Annotated in this window: 13 protein-coding genes and 1 pseudogene; 5 read left to right on the top strand and 9 right to left on the bottom strand. The window is 63.2% G+C overall.

Annotation, left to right across the window (positions count from 1 at the left end; genetic code table 11):
- Positions 1-28 precede the first annotated feature (28 nt).
- Positions 29-1492 (top strand): efflux transporter outer membrane subunit, encoded by a 1464-nt coding sequence (locus ACTHNR_RS09370; RefSeq protein WP_440547304.1) that lies wholly within the window; start codon positions 29-31, stop codon positions 1490-1492.
- 150 nt (positions 1493-1642) lie between these two features.
- Here the strand turns inward: ACTHNR_RS09370 and ACTHNR_RS09365 are convergent, their stop codons facing one another.
- Entirely contained in the window at positions 1643-2635 is a 993-nt protein-coding gene (locus ACTHNR_RS09365) for a zinc-dependent alcohol dehydrogenase family protein (RefSeq protein WP_440547303.1), read from the bottom strand.
- Positions 2636-2754: 119 nt separating this feature from the next.
- Between ACTHNR_RS09365 and ACTHNR_RS09360 the strand changes: the two genes are divergently transcribed.
- On the top strand, positions 2755-3654 hold the full coding sequence (locus tag ACTHNR_RS09360) for a LysR family transcriptional regulator (protein WP_440547302.1): 900 nt from the start codon (positions 2755-2757) through the stop codon (positions 3652-3654).
- Between the two features lie 59 nt (positions 3655-3713).
- Here ACTHNR_RS09360 and ACTHNR_RS09355 read toward each other — a convergent pair whose 3' ends face one another.
- From ACTHNR_RS09355 to ACTHNR_RS09320, 8 genes are all read right to left on the bottom strand, one after another.
- Positions 3714-5315, bottom strand: a complete 1602-nt coding sequence (locus ACTHNR_RS09355; RefSeq protein ID WP_440547301.1) for a peptide chain release factor 3 — start codon at positions 5313-5315, stop codon at positions 3714-3716.
- Between the two features lie 144 nt (positions 5316-5459).
- Positions 5460-6887 carry a UDP-glucose dehydrogenase family protein gene (locus ACTHNR_RS09350; protein ID WP_440547300.1) on the bottom strand — a complete coding sequence of 476 codons (1428 nt, stop codon included), beginning with the start codon at positions 6885-6887 and terminating at the stop codon, positions 5460-5462.
- Positions 6888-7365: 478 nt separating this feature from the next.
- Positions 7366-8493, bottom strand: coding sequence for a transposase (locus ACTHNR_RS09345; RefSeq protein ID WP_440547298.1), 1128 nt, complete (start codon positions 8491-8493; stop codon positions 7366-7368).
- Between the two features lie 458 nt (positions 8494-8951).
- On the bottom strand, positions 8952-9533 hold the full coding sequence (locus tag ACTHNR_RS09340) for a DUF3501 family protein (protein WP_440547297.1): 582 nt from the start codon (positions 9531-9533) through the stop codon (positions 8952-8954).
- Positions 9534-9569: 36 nt separating this feature from the next.
- Complete coding sequence (locus tag ACTHNR_RS09335; protein ID WP_440547296.1) at positions 9570-10907, bottom strand: heterodisulfide reductase-related iron-sulfur binding cluster; 1338 nt, start codon at positions 10905-10907, stop codon at positions 9570-9572.
- A 193-nt stretch (positions 10908-11100) separates the two neighbouring features.
- Positions 11101-11523, bottom strand: coding sequence for a rubrerythrin family protein (locus ACTHNR_RS09330; RefSeq protein ID WP_440547295.1), 423 nt, complete (start codon positions 11521-11523; stop codon positions 11101-11103).
- Between the two features lie 174 nt (positions 11524-11697).
- A complete protein-coding gene (locus tag ACTHNR_RS09325) occupies positions 11698-12603 on the bottom strand; it encodes a hypothetical protein (protein ID WP_440547294.1) in 906 nt (301 codons plus the stop codon).
- A gap of 247 nt (positions 12604-12850) precedes the next feature.
- A complete protein-coding gene (locus ACTHNR_RS09320) occupies positions 12851-15043 on the bottom strand; it encodes a beta-glucosidase family protein (protein WP_440547293.1) in 2193 nt (730 codons plus the stop codon).
- A 1002-nt stretch (positions 15044-16045) separates the two neighbouring features.
- Here ACTHNR_RS09320 and ACTHNR_RS09315 point away from each other — a divergent pair.
- The 3 genes and pseudogenes from ACTHNR_RS09315 (at position 16046) to ACTHNR_RS09305 (ending at position 20774) form a co-directional block, all read left to right on the top strand.
- On the top strand, positions 16046-17266 hold the full coding sequence (locus ACTHNR_RS09315) for a branched-chain amino acid ABC transporter substrate-binding protein (RefSeq protein WP_440547292.1): 1221 nt from the start codon (positions 16046-16048) through the stop codon (positions 17264-17266).
- Positions 17267-17553: 287 nt separating this feature from the next.
- Positions 17554-19470 (top strand): annotated as a pseudogene (gene acs / locus ACTHNR_RS09310) (acetate--CoA ligase); the annotation flags it as partial.
- Between the two features lie 230 nt (positions 19471-19700).
- A complete protein-coding gene (locus ACTHNR_RS09305) occupies positions 19701-20774 on the top strand; it encodes a porin (RefSeq protein ID WP_440547291.1) in 1074 nt (357 codons plus the stop codon).
- Positions 20775-20786 lie beyond the last annotated feature (12 nt).

The raw sequence follows: 20786 nt of genomic DNA, 5'->3' as shown, positions 1-20786 counted from the left end.
CCGCGCGATGGCCTGTGCGGCAGCGGCAATGGGAACGGCCCTTGCCGTACTCGAGGGATGCGCCGTCGGCCCCAACTTCACGCCACCGACGCCGCCGTCGGCGAGCGGATACGTGGTGGAACCCAGCGCGCTGCCCACGGCAGGCCGAAGCGACATCGCCCAGCATCTGCAATGGGGCGCGCCGCCCGACCCTCACTGGTGGGCCGCATTCCGTTCGACGGCGCTGGACGACACGGTCGCGCTCGCCATCGCCGATAGCCCCACCCTCGACACCGCGCGCGCGACGCTCGCGCAAGCGCAACAAGCGATACGCGTCGCGCGCGGCGGCCTTTATCCGCAGGTCGACGTCGAAGCGAGCGCGCAACGCGATCGGGCTCGAACCACGGGCGGCGGCCGCGGCCATACAACCTCCAACCTCCTGACCATCGGCCCATCTGTCAGCTACGCGCTCGACCTATTCGGCGGTACGCGCCGCCAGATCGAAGCGCAAACTGCGTTGGCCGACTACCAGCGATACCAGCTCGCGGCCACGTATTTGACGCTGACCGGCAACACGGTGACGCAAGCGCTCACTTCGGCCGGCGCGCGCGAGCAGCTTCGCGCCGTGGCCGACATCATCGCGGCCGATCGGCGCAACGTCGACCTGGTCGCCATCGAGCGAGAAGTTGGAAAAGCCGCGATGACCGATGTGCTGGCCGCGCGCAGCCAGCTCGCGGCCGACCTTGCCCTGTCGCCCCCTCTGGAGCAGCAGTTGAGCGTGGCCGACCACGCGCTCTCCATCCTCGTCGGCAAGACCCCCACGCAGTGGCAGGCGCCGGCGTTCGACTTCGACATGCTGACGCTACCAGCCGATATCCCGGTTGCGCTGCCTTCCGTCTGGCTCGCGTCGCGCCCCGACGTCGGCGCCGCGCAATCGCAGCTGCATGCCGCCAGCGCCGCGATCGGCATCGCCACGGCGCAGCTGTATCCGAACATCACATTGAGCGCGGCTTGGACGCAGACGGCCGCATCGATGGGCCCGCTTTTCGATTCGGCGAACGGCTTGTGGGCCGTTGCGGCGGCGCTGACAGCGCCGCTCTTTCACGGAGGCGCTCTCAATGCGCAGAAGCAGGCCGCCGTCGACGCGTTCGACGCGCAACTGGGCATCTATCGGCAGACCGTCTTGCAGGCGTTCGGTCAGGTCGCCGATACGCTGCGAGCCCTCCAGCACGACGCGGACGAACTTGCCGCGCAGCGCACGGCGCTCGAGACGGCGCAAGCATCGCTCGCCCTGCAGCGGGAAAGCTATCGCGTCGGCACGGCAAGCCTCGTCGAGGTGCTGCAAGCGCAACGCCTCTATGCCCAGGCGCGGTTGGGTTATGCACGGGCGAAGGGACAGCGATACGTGGACACAGCGCAATGGTTTGCCGCGATGGGCGGCGCCGCGCAGTCGTGGGCGCAAGGTCAAGAGACAGTGAACCCAGCTGGCTCCAACACTGCGGCCCCGCACTGACGGCGCAGCGGGGATGCCATAGGGGCTGAGGCCATGCCACAAGGGCTGAGTGTTATGCGCATAAAACTTATATTGCGACATAACAATGTTCAGCGAGAAAAAGTGACTTTCGTCGAGGGATGCGCGGTCACAACGCAACCGCGCGCCCGGTCATACCGTCACGACGATCTTCCCCATCTGCTCGTTCGACTCCAAGTAGCGATGAGCGTCGACGATGTCGTCGAATGCAAACGTCTTCGCAATCACTGGCCTCAACGCGCCCGAAGCGAGGCCGTCAAGCACGAACGTTTTCGCGGCGTGCAGCCGTGCAGGACTGCTGATGATCTCGTGGACCAGATACCCGCGCAGCGTCAACGTTTTGCTCAGGACAGCGGACAACGGAAACGGCGTGGGTTGATCGCTTAAACCGCCGTATTCGACGAGCATCCCCGCGGGCGACATCGCGGCGGTCAACGGTTCGAAGAGTGGGCCGGCGACTGGGTCGAGCACGACGCGCACGCCGGATTCTCCCGCGATCTCTCGCAGGCGAGCGGCTAGATCCTCTTCACTGGACGCCACTACATGGGCCGCGCCGTGTTCGAACAACGCCATTTTCTTAGCGGATGAGCGCGTGACGGCGATAGGAATCGCGCCGACCGCATTGGCGATTTGAATCGCCGCGAGGCCTACGCTGCTCGACGCCGCCATCACGACGACGAACTCGCCCTTCGTCAGCTTAGCGATGTCGATCAGTGCGCCGTAGGCGGTCAGATTGGCCATCCAAACGGCCGCCGCTTCCTGCCAGCTCAGCGACGCCGGGTGCTTGACGACGTGATCCGCTGGAAACGTCACCCGCTCGCCGTAGGCGGGCCAGCGCACCATGGAAATCGGTGGAATGACGCTCACGGCATCGCCGGGCGCGAAACCCGCCACCCCCTCGCCTACCGCCTCGACGGCGCCCGCGGCCTCGAGCCCCAAGCCAGACGGGAACGTTGCCGATTCGATATACGTGCCCCGGCGCAGCAAGGCTTCGGCGCGATTAAGGCCCAGCGCCTTCACGCGGATTTGCACTTCGCCCGGCGCGGGTGGCGACAACGGTACCGTCTCGAGGCGCAGCACGTCCGGGCCGCCGTATTCACGAAAACGAACGACCCGGGTAGTCATTGCATCTGCTGCCATATTCGCCTCAGTCGAAAGTCGTTGAATTGAATACACTATGCCCGCGTATTTCTTCCTGAAAAATCGCTTCTCGGAAAAACACAAGAAACTAGGGGTTTCGAATCATGGATCGCCTAACCAGCATGGCCGTGTTCGTCAAAGCCGTCGATCTCGGGTCATTCGCGGCCGCGGCCGACGCGCTCGATCTATCGGCGCCGATGGTGGGCAAACATGTGCGCTTTTTGGAAACGCGGCTTGGCGTGAGCCTCCTCGCACGCACGACGCGCCGTCAAAGCCTGACGGAATTCGGCCGCGCGTTTTACGAGCGCTGCCGCATCGTGCTCGCGGAAGCGGACGCCGCAGAGGCGCTGGCGTCCGATCAGTTGTCGGAGCCACGCGGCAAGCTGCGCGTGACCATGCCGGTTCATTTCGGCCGGCGCTGCGTCGCGCCGATTCTGCTCGAGCTGGCGAACCGGTATCCCTCGCTCGAACTGGATCTGTCGTTCAACGACCGCTTCGTCGACTTGGCGGAGGGCGATTACGACTTGGCGATTCGCACCGGCGATCTGGAAGACAAGGCGGGCGTGGTCGCGCGACGCGTCGCGCGGCAAAGGATGGTCGTTTGCGCGGCGCCGTCGTATTTGAAATCGTACGGCGTGCCGTCCAGCATCGAATCGCTATCGCGCCATCAAGCCGTCGTGTATCGACGCTCGGGCCGCGTTCGCCCGTGGCTGTTTCCGTGTGAAGACGGTATGGTCGAGGAGGTCATGCCCTCCAGCCGCATACGGCTCGACGATCTCGACGCCATCGCCGATGCGGCGGCGAACGGTATGGGGCTCGCGTGGGTGCCGTCGTGGCTCGTGAGCGAGCGGCTTCGGAATGGGACGCTCGAGCGGCTGCTGCCGGACCGCCGTGAGTTTCTCTACGACGCCTACGCGCTTTGGTTGCAGACGCCGCACTTGCCGTTGCGAGTACGGCTCGCGGTCGATGCGCTCGCCGCGAACCTTCCGGATCGAATGGGGTAGCGGGCGCGCCGAGCCCGGTGGGCCGGAGATGGCCTACCCCGGCGCGGTGCGGATAGTCCCTACATATTCTTCTTAAACGGCGCGCCGGAGTGCTCGCGCAGTTCGTTGAACACGATGTTCGGCCAGGCCTTTTGCGCGACCTCGATCTCCGATATGTGCGAGGCGAGATAAGTCGGCGCGTTGGCCGCGTCGAGCGCCATGCGCGCTGCGTAGGCGTCGGTGAAACGGCGCAGCTCGGCCGGATCGCTGCACGTCACCCAGCGCGACATGCGATAGCGCGCCGGCATGATCCGCACGTCGACCTTGTACTCGGCCGACAATCGGTGCGACACCACTTCGAACTGCAGCTGTCCCACCGCCCCGAGAATGATCGAGCCGCCGTGCGCAGGCCTGAAGACCTGAATCGCGCCTTCCTCGCCCAGTTGCTTGAGCGCTTCGCCCAGCTGCTTGGCCCGCATCGGATCGACCACTTCGACCGTCTGAAAGATTTCAGGCGCGAAAAACGGCAGGCCGACGAACTGCAGCATTTCGCCTTCGGTCAGCGTATCGCCCAGGCTCAACGTGCCGTGATTCGGAATGCCGATGATGTCGCCCGGATATGCCTCGCTCACCGTCTCGCGGCGTTGCGATAGGAACGTCACGACGTTGTTGGCGCGGAACGTCTTGCCCGATCGCGTGACCTTCAGCGCCATGCCGCGCTCGAATCGTCCCGAGCAAACGCGAATGAACGCGACGCGGTCGCGGTGCGCGAGGTCCATGTTGGCCTGCACCTTGAACACGACGCCCGTGAATTTCGGCTCGTCCGGCTGCACGGGCCGTTGCACGGCCATGCGCGCGGAAGGCGGCGGCGCCAGCTCGACGAGCGCATCGAGAATTTCCTTCACGCCGAAGTTGTTGATCGCCGAACCGAACAGCACCGGCGATTGCTGACCGGCCAAGAACGCTTCGCGATCGAACGACGGCGTGGCCGCGCAGATCAGGTCGATTTCTTCCTTCGCCTTCGTCCACGCAAAACCGAAACGTCGTTCGCCCTCGTCATTGTCGAGCGCGGACAAGGTTTCCACTTCGCCACCCGCCGTGTCCTGCCCCGCCCTGAACACGCGCACCTGATCGCGGATGATGTCGTAGACGCCCTGGAATTCCTTGCCCATGCCAATGGGCCAGGTGAACGGCACGGCCGACACGCCCAGATGCTGTTCGATTTCGTCGAGCAGATCGAGCGGCGCGCGCACTTCGCGGTCGAGCTTGTTGATGAAGGTGACGATCGGTGTGCGGCGGCTGCGGCACACCTCGAGCAGCTTGAGCGTCTGCGCTTCGACGCCGTTGGCCCCGTCGATGACCATGACGGCCGCATCGACGGCGGTCAGCACACGGTAGGTATCTTCAGAGAAATCCTCGTGCCCCGGCGTATCGAGCAGATTGATGACGGCGTCGCCGTATTCGAACTGCATGACCGAGCTGGCCACCGAGATGCCCCGCTGCTTCTCGATCTCCATCCAGTCGGATGTCGCGTAGCGATTGCTCTTCCGACCCTTGACGGTACCCGCGATTTGAATCGCGCCCGAAAACAGCAGCAGCTTTTCGGTGAGCGTGGTTTTCCCCGCGTCGGGGTGGGAAATGACCGCGAACGTGCGGCGGCGCTTGAGTTCGGCAACTGACATCGTAATTGGGGGGACTGATCGGGTATTGAGCGGCGCGGGGGCGATGATACACGTGTCGCGCCCCCGCCCGCTCAATTCGATGCGGGCGCCGGTTCCGTGCCGAACGGAACCAGCAACGCTCAGGCCTTCCCGGAAACGCTCACCTCAGCCGAAGGACACGTCGGCATTGGCGGCGCCGAGCGCGCGCGCGTCCTCGGCCGTGGCGGCGCCGCTACGCGGCCGCCCGATCGAGTGGTACTCGATGCCGGCCTCGTCCATCGCCAGCGGCTCGTAGAGGTTGCGTCCGTCGAAGATGACGGGCTGCTTCAAGCGCGCCTTCAAACTGTCGAAGTCCGGGCTCTTGAACGCCTTCCATTCCGTCATCACGACGAGCGCATCGGCGTGCGCCGCCACGTCCATCTGGTCGTCGACGAGGGTCAGGCGTGCGAGCGCATCGGGCTCGCCGCGCAGATCGGCCGCGAAGGCGCGCTTCGCTTCCTTCATCGAAACGGGATCGTACGCGATCACGCGCGCGCCGCGCCGGAGCAGCGCCGCGATCACCACACGGCTCGGCGCCTCGCGCATATCGTCGGTGCCGGGCTTGAACGCCAGGCCCCACACGCCGAATACGCGTTCGCTCAAGTCTTCGCCGAAGCGCGCGACGATCTTGTTGACGAGCACTTGCTTCTGGGCGGCATTGACTTCGGACACCGCATCGAGAATGCGCAGCGAATGCCCTTGCTCGTTGGCCGTCTGCATCAGCGCGCGCACATCCTTCGGGAAACACGAGCCGCCATAGCCGCAGCCCGCGTAGAGGAAGTGATAGCCGATGCGCGGATCGGAGCCGATGCCCCGGCGTACCGACTCGATGTCGGCGCCGACGCGCTCGGCCAGATTCGCGAGCTCGTTCATGAACGAGATGCGCGTGGCGAGCATGGCGTTCGCGGCATACTTCGTGAACTCGGCGGAGCGCACGTCCATGAACAGCATGCGCTCGCGATTGCGGTTATACGGCGCGTACAGCCGCTTCATCGTGTCTCTCGCGCGCTCGCCGGGCACGTCGTCGTCACAGCCCACGACGATGCGCTCGGGACGCGTGAAGTCCTCGATGGCGGCCCCTTCCTTCAAGAATTCCGGATTCGACACGACGGAGAACATCGAGTCGACCCCGCGTTGCGCCAGCTGCTCGGCAATGGCTTCGCGCACGCGGCGCGCCGTGCCGACCGGCACCGTCGACTTGTCGACGACGACCGTGAAGCCTTCGATATGCCGGCCGATTTCGCGGGCGGCGGCGAGCACGTACTGAAGATCGGCCGAGCCGTCTTCGCCGCTCGGCGTACCGACGGCAATGAAGATCGTCTCGCGTTGCGTCATGGCGCGCCGCGCATCCGTCGTAAACGACAGCCGGCCAGCCGCTTTATTGCGTGCGACGATTTCATGCAAGCCGGGTTCGTGAATCGGGATGCCGCCCGATTCGAGGGTGCCGATCTTGTCCTGATCGACGTCGTAGCAGCACACGTCGTTGCCGACGTCCGCGAGACAAGCCGCCGTCACTAGGCCGACGTAGCCGCAGCCGATGATGGTCACGTTCATGGTGGTGGCCCTTCAAAGAACAACAAGAAATGGAAAAGCGAGGCAGGGCCGCGCCGCAGACGCGCAGGCCCAAGCAAAGCGTTCATGAAGCGCTAACAAAAAGCTGACGGCAAGCGCAGCAAAATTGCTAAAAATTTCGATCGTTGCATGACCCGATAATCTTTCGGTTTTTTTTGTGGCAGACGCAAAGAAACCCGGCACACGGTGGTTACGGTTTTTTTGTCGATTTACTTCCTGTCACACTTTCCACATGCGCTTTAACCTGAGCCAATTGATCGGCAGCTCACCGCGAGGGCGTCGGAACCTCTCGTTCCGCCCGGCCTCGATACGCCCGGTGCGGGCGCGACACGCGACATGCAAGGGCAACACAATGCGGCCCGCGCGCGCAGATGGAGCGCACGCGGGCCTGCAATGCGCAAATTTGCAAGCATGCTTGGAAAAAAGGAACAACTCCCGCAGAGGGTCGAGCTCGCGCGCCTCAGGCGTGATAGACGAGCTCCGGCGGCTTGGCATCGCCGCGACCTTCCGGGTGCGTATGCAGCAGCCACTCGGGCGCGCGACTGCTGATCACGGAAGGATCGAGCGCTCGCGCGGGTGCGGGCACGGATGCCGCCGCGGCCAACGCGGGCGCCTGCTCGCAATCCGCGCGTTCGGTCGCCGGCAGAGAGTCCGATTGAACGACGGCGGGCTTAGCTTGCGCTGTATCAGGGCGCACCGCCTGCGCGGCTGCTTCGTGCCGATCGATCCAATCGCGCGCCCAGTCGAGCGCATAGCGCTCCGCGCTTTCGTTGTCGGCGAAACGCGGGCCGATCAAGCCGGAGCGCTCGATACGCCGCCCGTCTCTGACGATCTCGGCGGACGCGCGAAAACTCAGTTGCATCTGTTTGGCGACGGGTTGCGCGCACGCGTGAATCATATAGTCGCCATAGCCTTCCGAGCGCTTGCTCACTGCCATCGAATCGATCAACGCGGCATCGTGAGGGGCCGCGCCGTTGGCGCGAAGCACGACGCCGGAGGGCGGCGCGCGCCGCGAGGAGGCGAACGGCGCATCACCGCGCGCGTTATGGGCGCATGTGCCATTGATATGACTCGTTCCATCGGGAGCGGCCGCGGACGTCGGCGCATCGGCGCTCTTGCCATTGACGCCCTGATGGGCCATGTTCTCGGCCCCGGCGCCATCGAAGCCGTTCGAGTCGATGCATGCATGCGTTGCGTGCCACGATTCCGGGTTCGTCCAGAACACGCCGCGCAGCCGCGGCGATTCCGGCGCCGGCACCGGCGCGGCCTTGGGCGCGGCGGGAGCCGCCGCTTCGGGCTGAGGCACATACGCGAACGTGCGCCCGAACTCCGACAGGATGCTGACGATTTTGACCAACGTGCCGTCGGCCAACCAGTCGTCGAAGCGCCGCCGGCACGTGGGCCCGGACGGGTATCGAGCCGGCAGTTTCGACCAGCGTTCGCCGGTCGTCAAAATCCAAAGCACCGCGTTGGCTACGACACGCGGCTCGGCGCGGGGCCGGCCGCGGCGGTGCGGATGGACGGGCTCGTCCGCCGCTAACGGCGCCAGGCGAGCCCACTCGTCGTCGGTCAATTCCTCAAAGAACATGTTCTTCTCCACGCAGCCTGGCCGGGCTGCGACACTTGGTCGACGAGAAATGGCCCACTCTCGACGACCGCCAGGTTGCACAAATTGTTTTGTTCTCGTTACTGCGAATCAAAATCGCACATGGGCTGTGCGGCTTTGCCCTCGGATGACGCACAAATGGCGTTCTCGCTCGTGCATGGGAAAATAGTGCAGAAAGCATACCATCGCGGCGACGTAACAAAAATCATGCCACGCTTAAATGCCGCGCATAACTATCGCTCGAGCGCGGTCACGGGCATGCGTTCCGTTGTGATTTCGTGAGAGGTGTCCATATTAGAATATTTTTCACGGACCGCAATGTCAGCATATGTAACGAAGTGATTCCAAATCGATTTCGGCGCACATAAAGGCTCATCGCCCTCTCATTTCGCGCAAGAAATCGCCCGCGCAATCGTTTGCGCTATGCAAACATTTCAGATTCACTGGAGGTCCTCCAGCAGCGACCGGACTACCCCGCTACCCAAGCGGCATGGGGCTACCGGGTAACCGGGATGGTCACAGCCAAGCACCAAACGGGCGCCGGCGCGAAGATTTTTTTTCATGGAATCGGTCAAATCGAAACGCAAAAAATGCACAGCGGAAGTTTTTTCACTATTTTCCCGCGCTAAGTCTTCATCCGCGATTGCGTACACAGGCGCCTCGTCCCCTACGCGGATGAATATGCGGTCCTCGATACCAATTAGTCGCCCCAGCGCGGCGCGCCGTTCGGTCTCGTTCTCATACTCGATCTGCATCGTCGCCTTGAAATTGCCGCCGTCCGGCACGAGCGGTAAATACGCCTCTAACTCGGCAGCTATTCCCGCCTCGTCGAAAATTTTTTCTATGTGAAGCATTTCCTGTATCTGATACCGGATCGTGGTTTCATCTTCGAACAAAATCGTCAGATGATTGCCGAGTTGCGCGCACCGATTTCTCTTGTGTTCGATAACGCGGGCGCGGGTTTCGTTACGCACTTTCGCGTAGGCCTCGAGCGTCAACAGAGACTCGCGTGAGATGGTCATTTACGTTTCCTCGCAAATGCATAATGCCGAAATGCGTCAAATCCCGTAGGCCTTGCGCAAAAGCGACAGGGGATGGACAAGCGGGGCCGCGGCAAGACCCGCCTCTTCGATGCCTTGCGCAATGTGATGTCCGGCCAGTTGGCAGTCCGAAGCGATATAGGCGGGAGACGGCTCGGCCATCGCTTTGAACACGGGCTTGCCGATGCGCATCGCCGTCTGATGGAACGCTTTCTTCACACCGAAGGTGCCCGCGTGTCCCGAGCAGCGCTCGACGACCTTCAACTCGGTACCGGGTATCAGCGACAGCGTGTCGTAAGTCTTGCGCCCGAGGTTCTGCACGCGCCCGTGACACGGTACGTGGTACGACACGGTCCCGAGCGCATGCTTGAAGTCCGTCTTCAGCAAGCCGTCTCGATGGCGCGACACGAAGTATTCGAACGGGTCCCAAAACGCGTCGGCGACAGCGCGAACGTCGCCGTCGTCGGGGAACATCAGGGGCAACTCCTGTTTGTACATCAGCACGCAGCTCGGGATCGCGGCGAGCAGCGCATAGCCCTCGCGCGCATACCGAAGGAGTGCGGGAACGTTGATCTCCTTCTTCGCGGCCACGCCCGCCAGGTTTCCCTGTTCGAGCAACGGCATGCCGCAGCAGGCTTCCTTCTCGACGAGCACGTAAGGTATTTCGTTGTGTTCGAGGACCGCGAGCAGATCGTGGCCGATGCCCGGCTCGTTGAAATTGACGTAGCAGGTGGCATACACGGCGACTTTGCCCGGCGTGCGCTCGCCGTCGCGCACGGGCGCACCGGACGACGCTTTCGCGTGCGGACGAAACTTGCGCGGTGCGAATGGCGGCAGCCAGGCGTGTCGATCGACACCCAGCGCGCGCTCCATCGCGGCGCGCGCGCCCTTCGTTTCATTCACGGCATTGACCGCCTGCGTGACGATCGGAATACCGGCGAAGTGACCGAGCGCATCGGTGTTCGACAACAGCTTGTCGCGCAGCGCGACCTCGCCGCGTTGATAGCGGGCGGCCTTGGCGCGCAGCATGAGGTGCGGAAAGTCGACGTTCCATGGATGCGGTGGAACGTACGGACACTTCGTCATATAACAGAGGTCGCACAAGTAGCACTGATCGACCACCTTCGAATACGCGCCGCGATCGACGTCGTGCGCTTCGCCGCTATCGGTCTCGTCGACCAGATCGAACAACGTGGGAAACGCGCCGCACAGCGATACGCAACGCCGGCATCCCGCGCAGATGTCGAACACGCGCGAGAGCTCCGTATCGATCTCCGCCTGGTCATAAAAGGTGGGCGTTTGCCAATCGAGCGGGTGACGCGTGGGCGCCTCGAGACTGCCTTCTTTGTGGGGCATGGCATGACGCTCCGTGACAGGCGCGCGTCATGCGTTGCACGGCGCGCTTTGCGCGAATGCGCGTGCAGTGGCACGCGCGCGACGCATGGCCTATGCGCCGAGTGGGCGGCACGCGCCGCCGGCCGAGCGGGCGGCGCGCAATCGCGCGGACGAAACGAGCAATACGAAACGAGCAATACGATCGATCGACCGCTCAATCGGACAGCGATTCCAACGCCTTCGTATATCGGTTGGCGTGGCTGCGTTCGGCCTTGGCGAGGGTCTCGAACCAGTTTGCGATTTCGTCGAAGCCTTCTTCGCGGGCCGTCTTCGCCATGCCGGGGTACATGTCCGTGTATTCGTGCGTCTCGCCGGCGATGGCCGCTTGCAGATTCTGCCGCGACGACCCGAACGGCAAACCGGTGGCGGGGTCGCCCACCGCCTCGAGATATTCGAGGTGTCCGTGCGCGTGCCCGGTTTCGCCTTCCGCCGTCGAGCGGAACAACGCGGCTACATCGTTTTGGCCTTCGACATCGGCTTTGGCGGCGAAGTACAGATACCGGCGGTTGGCTTGCGACTCGCCGGCGAACGCGGCTTTGAGGTTGTCTTCCGTCTTGGAGCCTTTCAACTGAGTCATTGTGAGCCTCCTTCGTGGGCCCGCGCGGTCTATCGCGCGGCCGATATGTCCTGCGATGTGGGGAGTTCGAACGCCGCGCGCCGGCGTATGCGTGCGTACGGTGCGCCGCATTTTTCAATCTAGGACGTCTGGGAACCGTTCCCCAATTGGCAATTTCTATGCACCCGATAGCGGCTACTTGGCCGCATGCGGCGTGGCGCCCCACTTGGTCGCGATCGTTTGGCTTCGCACGTTGGTCACCTCGACCGTCAGCGTTCGCCCGAGGCGGCCCTCCTTCATCAGCTGACGATTAGCCAACACGGTCAGCGTCTCGCCGATCTTCGAGAGACGAAACTCGCGGTCGAGCGGCGCCATCGCATTGGCCCACCGCGTGGCGAGCTTAGCCGTCGCCAGCGCTGCCACGGGGTTCGAGCTTCGCGACCAATCTTCGTCCGTGGACAGCCGGGGACTCGAAGCTCGCGTATCGGCCGAAGTGCGCGCGCCGCCCGCTCGCGACACGCAAAACAAACCGCCGTCGCCCTCGTGATTTCGATTTCTTTCCACCGGATGCGGGTTCTCGCAATCTTCGAGGGGCAGTCCTACCAAGTCCTTGGCGATCATATTGCCGCGCGTACGGTCGTTCCCCATGGTCGGCTGCGTCAGCGGATGCGCAATGACAATCGCGTTCCCACCCCCGCCCCGCTCGCCGTCGAAGATCGCTACGCCGTAGATCACGGAATAACTGCCTGGTACACGGCGTTTGTGCGCTTTGTCCTTCGAATGGACCATGACGAAGACTCGCAGCGCATCATGCGGGCTGCGCACCATCGACTCGTAATCGTCGGCCATTTTCCAAAGATCGATGAGATTCATGCGATTGATCTTGCTCCACTGCGCAGCCTCGGGCAGTGCAAGCATTCGCCGCACGATTTCCGGGTAGCCGAGCAGCGCGTCGGCGACATCGCCGTGATCGATGGCATACGTTTTGGACGGGACCGACACCGCCCGAAAGCCGCCCGCGTGCACGAACTTTCTCCGCCGATCGTCGAAGCGCTTGACGCCGATATCCTTGCGAAAACGAAGGTAGAGTTCCGGCACCATCGGTATTCTCGCGACGACCGGGTAGTACCATGGAACGTGGATATCGAGTTGCGCTCGGAGCCCGGCGCTCTGCTCTGCCCCCGGTGCGCCCGCTTGCGCCCGGGCGCCGCCCCGCGTTACCGACGCACTCGCAAAACGGAAATACCGGCCGACCGAGGGACGCTCGGTTGGCCGGTATTTGCCGCGGCAGCAGCGGGGCGATGATCAGGACTGCTCGCCTATTCGGCTGAGACCGCGGCCTCGGCGGTCATTGCTCCAGCCGGATGTCGCGCGACGACGCGCCGACATAGAACCGGCCACCCTTCGCCACCTTCCAGTCGTTTCGGCTCGTATCCCAAACGCGACGCATTTGCGCCGGAATCGTCAGGCTGACGCGGCGCGCTTGGCCCGGATTCAAGCTGACCTTCTCCCATCCGACGAGACGCTTCGGCGGCTCCACCGGATCGTTCAGATCGCCGAGGTACACCTGCGGCACTTCGGCGCCGGCCACTTGCCCGTCGTTTCGCAGCACGAAGGAGACCGTCGTCGATCCGTCGAAGCATGGGCGCACGCGCAGATCCGAATACGCGAAGTGCGTATACGACAGACCATGGCCGAACGGGAACATCGGCTGGATGTTTTTAGCGTCGTACCAGCGATAGCCGATCTTCAGGCCTTCCGAGTAGACCGGGTTTTGCGCCGGGGTGCCGTTGTTCCAAGTGGGCGTATCCGCATCGCGCAGCGGGAACGTGACCGGCAGCTTGCCTGACGGATTGACCTTGCCGAACAGCACGTTGGCGATTGCATTGCCGCCGCCTTCGCCCGGATACCAAGCCTCGACGATAGCCGACACCTGATCCTTCCACGGCATCAGCACCGGGTTGCCGTTTTCGAGCACCACGACGACATGCGGATTGACCTGCGCGACGGCCTGGACGAGCGCATCCTGATTCGACGGGTTCGACAAGCCAAGACTATAGAGCTCGCCGAAATCCTCGCCGGAAGGTTGCGTCACGACGACGACCGCTACGTCCGATTGCTTGGCGAGGTTGACCGCCGCATCGATCTCCTGCTGTGTGTAGGCCCTGAACGGGTTTTGCATGTCTTCGCTGCCGGCGAACGAAACGGTTGCGTTCGGCGCGAGGTTCTTGATGGCCGCGACGATTGGCGTCGGCACCTTGATCCACGGATTGGGCCACCAGCTGCAACCCGTCGACGTCGGGAACGTCAACCCGCCGCAGCCGGGGAATGCGCCCGTCACCGGATCGCGCGTATCGCCCGAGCCGCCCCCCGTGATCACGCCGACATCCGCATGCCCGCCGATCACGGCGATACGCTTCACGCTGGACGCATCGAGCGGCAACTGACGATCCTGGTTCTTCAGCAGTACGATCGATTGCTCCTCGGCGTGCTGCGCGAAGCGGCGCGCGGCGTCGAAGTCGATCGTCTGCCCGCCCTTCGCGGGATCGTCCATGACGCCCGTGCGAATCATGACGTAGAGCTTGCGCCGAACCATGTCGTCCAGACGCGCCGGCGTGATCTGCTTCGCGTTGAGCGCCTCTTTGACGAGGTCGGGCGTGAGGAACACGGTGGGGCCCACGTCTTCTTCCTCGTCCAAGCCCGCGTTGATCGCCTTCGCCGTGCTGTGGGCGGCGCCCCAGTCGGATTGCACTTGGCCGGGGAAGCGCCAGTCGCCCTTCAACACATCGTTGAGCACGTGTGCGTTTTCGCACGCGTAGTCGCCGTTGATCTTGTTATAGCTGCACATGACGTTGCCCGGCCTACCTTGCTTGACCGCAATCTCGAACGGCAACAAGTACATTTCGCGCAGCGTACGTTCGTCGATCGTATCGTTGCCACCGAATCGATTCGTTTCCTGCTCGTTGCCCACGTAGTGTTTCACGGTCGCGATGACGCGGTGGTCTTGCGTCGCGCGCGTGCGCGCGGCCAGCATTTCGCCGGCCAGAACAGGGTCTTCGCCGAGGTACTCGAACAGCCGGCCGCCGCGCGGGTCGCGCGCGAGATTCGTCCCGCCGCCTAGCCCCATCGAAAAGCCTTGCTGACGCAGCTGATCGGCGATGGTGGCCCCGAAGCGGTACGCGAGGAACCGATCCCAGCTCGCGGCAAGCGCGATCGTCGCCGGGAACGTCGTACTCGGCTGCACGGTGCTGCCCGAGCCCGTGGCCGAATCGACCATGTTGATGTCGGGGATGCCCAAGCGCGGCACGCCTTGAATGTAGCCGGCGCCGCCGCCGGGCACGTCGCTCATTTGGTACTTCGAGTGAATCAGCTGCAGCTTCTCGTCGAGGGTCAGCTGCTTCACGAGCATGTCGGCCCGACGATGCGCCATGTCGTCCATGAACGGGTTGTCCGCGATGGGTCCGGCGGCATGCGACGCCGATTGCGCAAAGACACACAGCGCAGCGGATGCGAGTGCGAGGGATAAACGTTTTGCCTGCATGGGCTTGTCTCCGTGATTGGTGGCTCGGTATTGCACCGCTTAGCAAAGGGGCGCGATACGCCGCGCGAGGGCGAGCGAAAGCGCGGGACCGCGGTCCCGAAAAAAAGCGTCTTACGGATGAAACTCAGTCATGCGGCGCGTGCCACCGCGAAAACTCGACGAACGAAATCGGGTAACTGGGCTGCACGCGGGATGTAGCGAAACTCCGGAGCTAGTAATAGCGCATAAGTAGCCTGACTACAAGTTCCGCGTCGAATTATTTTATGGGATAGCTCAAATCAAACGGGCAATAGGCATTCTTTACTGAAAAGCGCCAACTATGTGGGACGGATGAAATTCGATCGGAAAAATTTATATTCGATGGGAGGAATATCGCGGACGAACCGGCGGAATGTCGCTGTCATGCGTATTTCAGCGCGATGTGATGGCGCCGACTGCGTGTGTTCGTAGGGGGCTAACCTTCGACGCCAGCCCCGGCGGTGCGGCTGGCGAATGATGTAGTTGCTTGATATGGTCGGACTTTATGTTGTTACTGAAAAATACGAGCTCGGGAAATCGACTACATTTTCTTTTCGCCTATTCGTACGTTTAGACGATTTTCAGTCGCTTTCGGCGTTGCGGTGGAATACACCTGAATTCTTATAGTTAAATATTTGTCAATTGATTTAATTGCAATTCAAACCACAGGGTTTCCGGATGGATGACCGCACCGGAATATGGGCTCATGGGCTCCATCCAGTCATCATGGCGGCCAAGCAAGAGAGCACCATCGGACCGATGCGTCGAACCTACGAAAACCTTCGTCCGCGCATCCTTTCGATCGCATCGCCAAGTTTCTTTCCGATGGCTGTCGCCCCTTCGATGCTTGCACGTACCTGGGCCGCGCGATTAGGATTGCGCGATTCGCATGCCTACAATGCAAGCGTCAAACGACACGAACGTTCAAGCGATGAGGCTCGGCGGTGGCGCGCGCGCCGGCGTCGATCGACGAGGAGGCGCGAAATGAGTGACAAGATCGAGTGCGAGCGCGGATGGTTCGCCCTCGCCAAAAATTCGACGCGCGCGGAACGACGTCGTGAACGCTTCGCGGTGAAAATGCCGATCGCATTGCTGTTCGCTGCCGCGGCTTGCCTGGCGCACGCGCAAGACACCATCAAAATCGGCGTCCCCGCACCGTTGTCCGGAAGCTATAAGAGCGCGGGCGCCGATATCGTCGACGGCGCTAAGCTTGCCGCGGCGCACGTCAATGCGGCCGGTGGCGTACTTGGAAAGAAACTCGAGATCGTGCCGCAGGACGACGCTTGCAATCCCGACGAGGCGGCGAATGCGGCAAAACAACTCGTCGCCGCAGGCATCGCGGTAGCCGCCGGCGGCTACTGCTCGAGCGCCGCGTTACCCGAGATCCGCGTCTTGCACGATGAGCGCATCCCTTTCGTGCTCGACGCATCGACCATTCCCCAACTGACCGAGCACGGCTGGCCCGACGTATTCCGTACCATCGGGCGTACGGATGCGCAGGGAAGCCTCGCCGCCGCCCTCATGCAGAGCGTGCTTCATGCGAAGCGCGCGGCAGTCGTCAACGATGGCAGCAGCTATTCGCAAGTGCTCGCACAAAGCACGGTGGCCGCACTCAAGCTGATCGGCCTCGACGTCGTCTATGACAACGCCCTTTCGCCGGGACAGAAAGATTACGGCGACATCGTCAAGGCGGTGGCCGCTTTGAAGCCCGACGTCCTTTACTTCACGGGGTATTACACCGATGCCGCCGTGCTCGCCAGGAACCTGCGGGCGCTCCAATCGCCGATCAAGTATTTCATGGGGAACGGCACGGCCGACCCTTCGCTGATCGAGAAAGGCGGGCCGGCCGTGGAGGGGATGATCGTGACGACATCGCCGCTGCCGCAGTTTCTCGACAGCCCGCGCGCCCGACGATTCGTCAAAGCGTACCGCGATGCGTACGGACGGGAGCCTGGCCCATACTCGGTTTACGAGTACGACGCGATCGGCGTGACGGCGCAGGCGATCAAGAACGCGAAGTCGACAAAGCCCGAGGACATCGCGGCGGCGCTGCACGCGTTGACGAGCTACGACGGCGTAACCGGGCGAATTGCCTTCGACCGGAAGGGAGACCGCGTGAATGCCGCCTTCATGGCGGTGGCGGTTCGCGAGGGAAAATTCGTGCCCTTTGCGCGGGTGGACGCGAGGGGGCGGTGGGGACGGTGATCGTGCCTTGCGCCGTCTCGCCACCGGCTTCGCTGCCGCGGGCAATTGTCGCGGCCTGAAACACGTTATCGTCGCAATCTGAAGCAGTGGTCCGGGCGTTTTCAGCGCTCGCATATCGTGGACTGCGCGCGGACGCGCGCCTAGCGGTCATCGTGGTCATTGGCATGCATGTTGCGTTCGTGGCGCCGCATCGAATCAGCACGTCATGAGCGGAGACACCTGTGACCACCTCGTTGGACATACCCAGCCAGAAGCAGCGATTCACCCCGTCAGCCGAAATTCAATCCGCAGCGAATGTCGCCGGCATGAATGCTTATCGCTCCTTGGCGGCCGACGCCGAGCGCGATTACGAAGGATTCTGGGGGCGCCTCGCGCGCGAAGCGATCCACTGGCGCAAGCCCTTCTCCAAGATACTCGATGAGTCCAACGCGCCCTTCCATGCGTGGTTCGCGGACGGCGAGCTGAACGCCTCGTACAACTGCCTCGATCGCCATGTCGCCTCCGGTAAGGGAGAGCGCGTCGCAATCATTTTCGAAGCCGACGACGGCGCTGTCACGCGCGTGACCTACGCGCAGATGCTGTCGCGCGTCGCGCGCTTCGCCAATGCGCTCAAGCGGCGAGGCATCAAACGTGGCGACCGCGTCGTCATCTACATGCCCATGTCGATCGAGGGCATCGTCGCCATGCAAGCCTGCGCGCGAATCGGCGCGACGCACTCGGTCGTCTTCGGCGGTTTTTCGGCGAAATCGCTGCATGAGCGCATCGTCGACGTGGGCGCGGTGGCGCTCATTACCGCCGATGAACAGATGCGTGGCGGCAAGACCCTCCCGCTGAAGCAAATTGCCGACGATGCGCTCGCCATGGGAGATTGCGACGCCGTGGCAACGGTCATCGTCTATCGCCGTACAGGCGGCGAGATCGCCTGGAACGCCGGCCGCGACGCGTGGATGCACGAGATCGTGCAGGATGAGCCAGATGCCTGCGAGCCCGAGTGGGTAAGCGCGGAGCACCCGCTGTTCATCCTCTACACGTCCGGCTCGACCGGCAAACCCAAAGGCGTGCAGCACAGCACGGGCGGCTATCTGCTTTGGGCCGCGCAAACCATGAAGTGGACATTCGACTGGAAAGCCGAGGACATCTTCTGGTGCACCGCCGATATCGGCTGGATCACGGGACACACGTATATCGCTTATGGGCCGCTCGCACTGGGGGCGACCCAGGTGGTGTTCGAGGGCGTCCCCACGTATCCGAACGCCGGCCGCTTTTGGAAGATGATCGCCGATCACCGGGTTTCACTTTTCTATACCGCCCCCACAGCCATCCGCTCGCTGATCAAGGCGGCCGACGCCGACGAGCGCGTCCATCCCGCGCGCTTCGACCTCGCGAGCCTGCGCATCATCGGCACCGTGGGCGAACCCATCAACCCGGAGGCATGGCTCTGGTATCGCAAGCATGTCGGCGGGGGGCGCTGCCCTGTCGTCGATACCTGGTGGCAAACCGAGACCGGCGGACACATGATCGCGCCGTTACCCGGCGCCACGCCGACAGTCCCCGGCTCGTGCACACTGCCTCTGCCCGGCATCATGGCCGCGGTCGTCGACGAAACGGGCCAGGACGTGCCCGACGGACAAGGCGGGATACTCGTCGTCAAGCGCCCCTGGCCCTCGATGGTCCGGACGATATGGGGCGACCCCGAGCGCTTCAAAGCGAGCTACTACCCGCAAGAACTCGGCGGGACGCTCTACCTTGCCGGCGACGGCGCGGTGCGCGATCCGGAAACGGGCTACTTCACGATCACGGGACGGATCGACGACGTGCTCAATGTGTCGGGCCATCGGCTAGGGACGATGGAAATCGAATCGGCGCTCGTCGCCCACGAACTCGTCGCGGAAGCCGCCGTGGTCGGCCGGCCCGATGCGACGACGGGCGAGGCAGTCGTGGCCTTCGTCACGCTCAAGCGCGCACTGCCCGAAGGCGCCGAAGCGGAACAGCTCGCCAGGGCGCTGCGCGAGTGGGTCGGCAAGGAAATCGGACCGATTGCGAAACCCAAAGAAATCCGCTTCGGCGAAAACCTCCCGAAAACGCGCTCCGGCAAGATCATGCGCCGCCTGCTGCGCTCGCTCGCGAAGGGCGATGCCATCGTTCAGGACATCTCGACGCTCGAAAACCCCGACATCCTCGATCAACTGGGCCGGGCCGTCTAAACCGCCCGCGCCCTGTACCGACGCCCGCCACCCACGGGCGCCGGTTCCGAGCCGCCCCTCGTCCCGAGTGGTCGAGTTCATTTCCGAACGCATCGCTCACGAAGCGTTGCCCTGCCGTACGAAAGCCTGACCTGAACGTACCCGGTCCCGTTAGGTTTTCCGCTTCTTTCAGGCCTCATCGATTCACTTAGTACTCCTATTTATTCCATACAAACCCATGGAGACAAACAATGTGCAGTAAACATATCCTGTGTTCCGCGGCTTTGCTGAGCGCCGTCGCCAGCGTACCTAGCTTTGCGCAGAGCAGCGTTACGCTCTACGGCGACCTGGACGCGGGCCTGATCTATACGAACCGCACGCCGGGCGCCACCGCCGGGCAGAACGCGGGCCATCAGTTTTCGTTCATGGATACGGGACTCACGCCATCGGCCTTCGGGCTCATGGGCAGCGAGGATCTAGGCGGCGGCCTGAAGGCGAAATTCCAGCTCGAGAGCGGAATCAGCGTAGCCAACGGTGCGCTGAGCCATTCGAACGGCAACTACTTCGGCCGGCAGGCCTGGGTCGCGCTCGACGGCGCATTCGGCGAAGCGAAGGCGGGCGTGCAGTTCTCGCCCTTCCTGCTGGCGATCGACAACGCCGATCCGCGCAACTTCGCGCACTTCGGCAGCGGGCTCATCACCTATGTCGACAACGTGCTCGCCACGGGCCTTTTCAATTCGAACGCGATCTCTTACACGAGCCCGACCATCGCCGGCCTGACCGGCAGCGCCATGCTCGCGCTGGGCGGGCAAGCGGGCAATTTTCAGGCGGGGCGGCAGTACTCGGGCAGCCTCGGCTATCAGAACGGCGGCTTGATGCTCGATGTGGCGTTCTACGACGGCAACAGCGGCGGTACCGCCATCACGCCGCTGTCGAGCACGGTTGCGTTCGTCGGCCGCACGCTAGGCGCCGCGTACCAGTTCGGCGCAGTGACGGCGAAAGCCTCGTTCACGAGCTACAAAGTGGCGGGATCGTTCAGCAACAACGTGTATAGCGGCGGATTGGACTACCAAGCCAGCCCGGCGCTAGACCTCAACGGCGGCGTGTGGTTCACGAGCGACCGCAACGATACGAAGAACCATTCGATCCTTGCCGCGCTCGGCGCCGTCTATAGCTTGTCCAAAGAGACGCAACTGTACGCGCAAGCGGGCGTGGTCAACAACCACGGTGCGATGAATACCGGGTTCGGTCTGAGCGACAACACGTTGTATGGGTTGTCGGGTACGACGGTAGGCGTCGATCTCGGCGTGCGCCACACGTTCTAAACGCAGGTTTCG

The organism is Trinickia sp. (assembly GCF_051954495.1).
In the GTDB taxonomy this organism is placed as follows: Bacteria; Pseudomonadota; Gammaproteobacteria; order Burkholderiales; family Burkholderiaceae; genus Trinickia.
This window is presented reverse-complemented; position numbering and strand designations above follow the sequence as displayed.

What these genes read in the sequence shown, in the direction of transcription:
- ACTHNR_RS09370 (WP_440547304.1), top strand. Translation starts at nt 29, where the DNA reads ATGGGAACGGCCCTTGCCGTACTCGAGGGATGCGCCGTCGGCCCCAAC.
- ACTHNR_RS09365 (WP_440547303.1), bottom strand. Translation starts at nt 2,635, where the DNA reads ATGACTACCCGGGTCGTTCGTTTTCGTGAATACGGCGGCCCGGACGTG.
- ACTHNR_RS09360 (WP_440547302.1), top strand. Translation starts at nt 2,755, where the DNA reads ATGGATCGCCTAACCAGCATGGCCGTGTTCGTCAAAGCCGTCGATCTC.
- ACTHNR_RS09355 (WP_440547301.1), bottom strand. Translation starts at nt 5,315, where the DNA reads ATGTCAGTTGCCGAACTCAAGCGCCGCCGCACGTTCGCGGTCATTTCC.
- ACTHNR_RS09350 (WP_440547300.1), bottom strand. Translation starts at nt 6,887, where the DNA reads ATGAACGTGACCATCATCGGCTGCGGCTACGTCGGCCTAGTGACGGCG.
- ACTHNR_RS09345 (WP_440547298.1), bottom strand. Translation starts at nt 8,493, where the DNA reads ATGTTCTTTGAGGAATTGACCGACGACGAGTGGGCTCGCCTGGCGCCG.
- ACTHNR_RS09340 (WP_440547297.1), bottom strand. Translation starts at nt 9,533, where the DNA reads ATGACCATCTCACGCGAGTCTCTGTTGACGCTCGAGGCCTACGCGAAA.
- ACTHNR_RS09335 (WP_440547296.1), bottom strand. Translation starts at nt 10,907, where the DNA reads ATGCCCCACAAAGAAGGCAGTCTCGAGGCGCCCACGCGTCACCCGCTC.
- ACTHNR_RS09330 (WP_440547295.1), bottom strand. Translation starts at nt 11,523, where the DNA reads ATGACTCAGTTGAAAGGCTCCAAGACGGAAGACAACCTCAAAGCCGCG.
- ACTHNR_RS09325 (WP_440547294.1), bottom strand. Translation starts at nt 12,603, where the DNA reads ATGGTGCCGGAACTCTACCTTCGTTTTCGCAAGGATATCGGCGTCAAG.
- ACTHNR_RS09320 (WP_440547293.1), bottom strand. Translation starts at nt 15,043, where the DNA reads ATGCAGGCAAAACGTTTATCCCTCGCACTCGCATCCGCTGCGCTGTGT.
- ACTHNR_RS09315 (WP_440547292.1), top strand. Translation starts at nt 16,046, where the DNA reads ATGAGTGACAAGATCGAGTGCGAGCGCGGATGGTTCGCCCTCGCCAAA.
- ACTHNR_RS09305 (WP_440547291.1), top strand. Translation starts at nt 19,701, where the DNA reads ATGTGCAGTAAACATATCCTGTGTTCCGCGGCTTTGCTGAGCGCCGTC.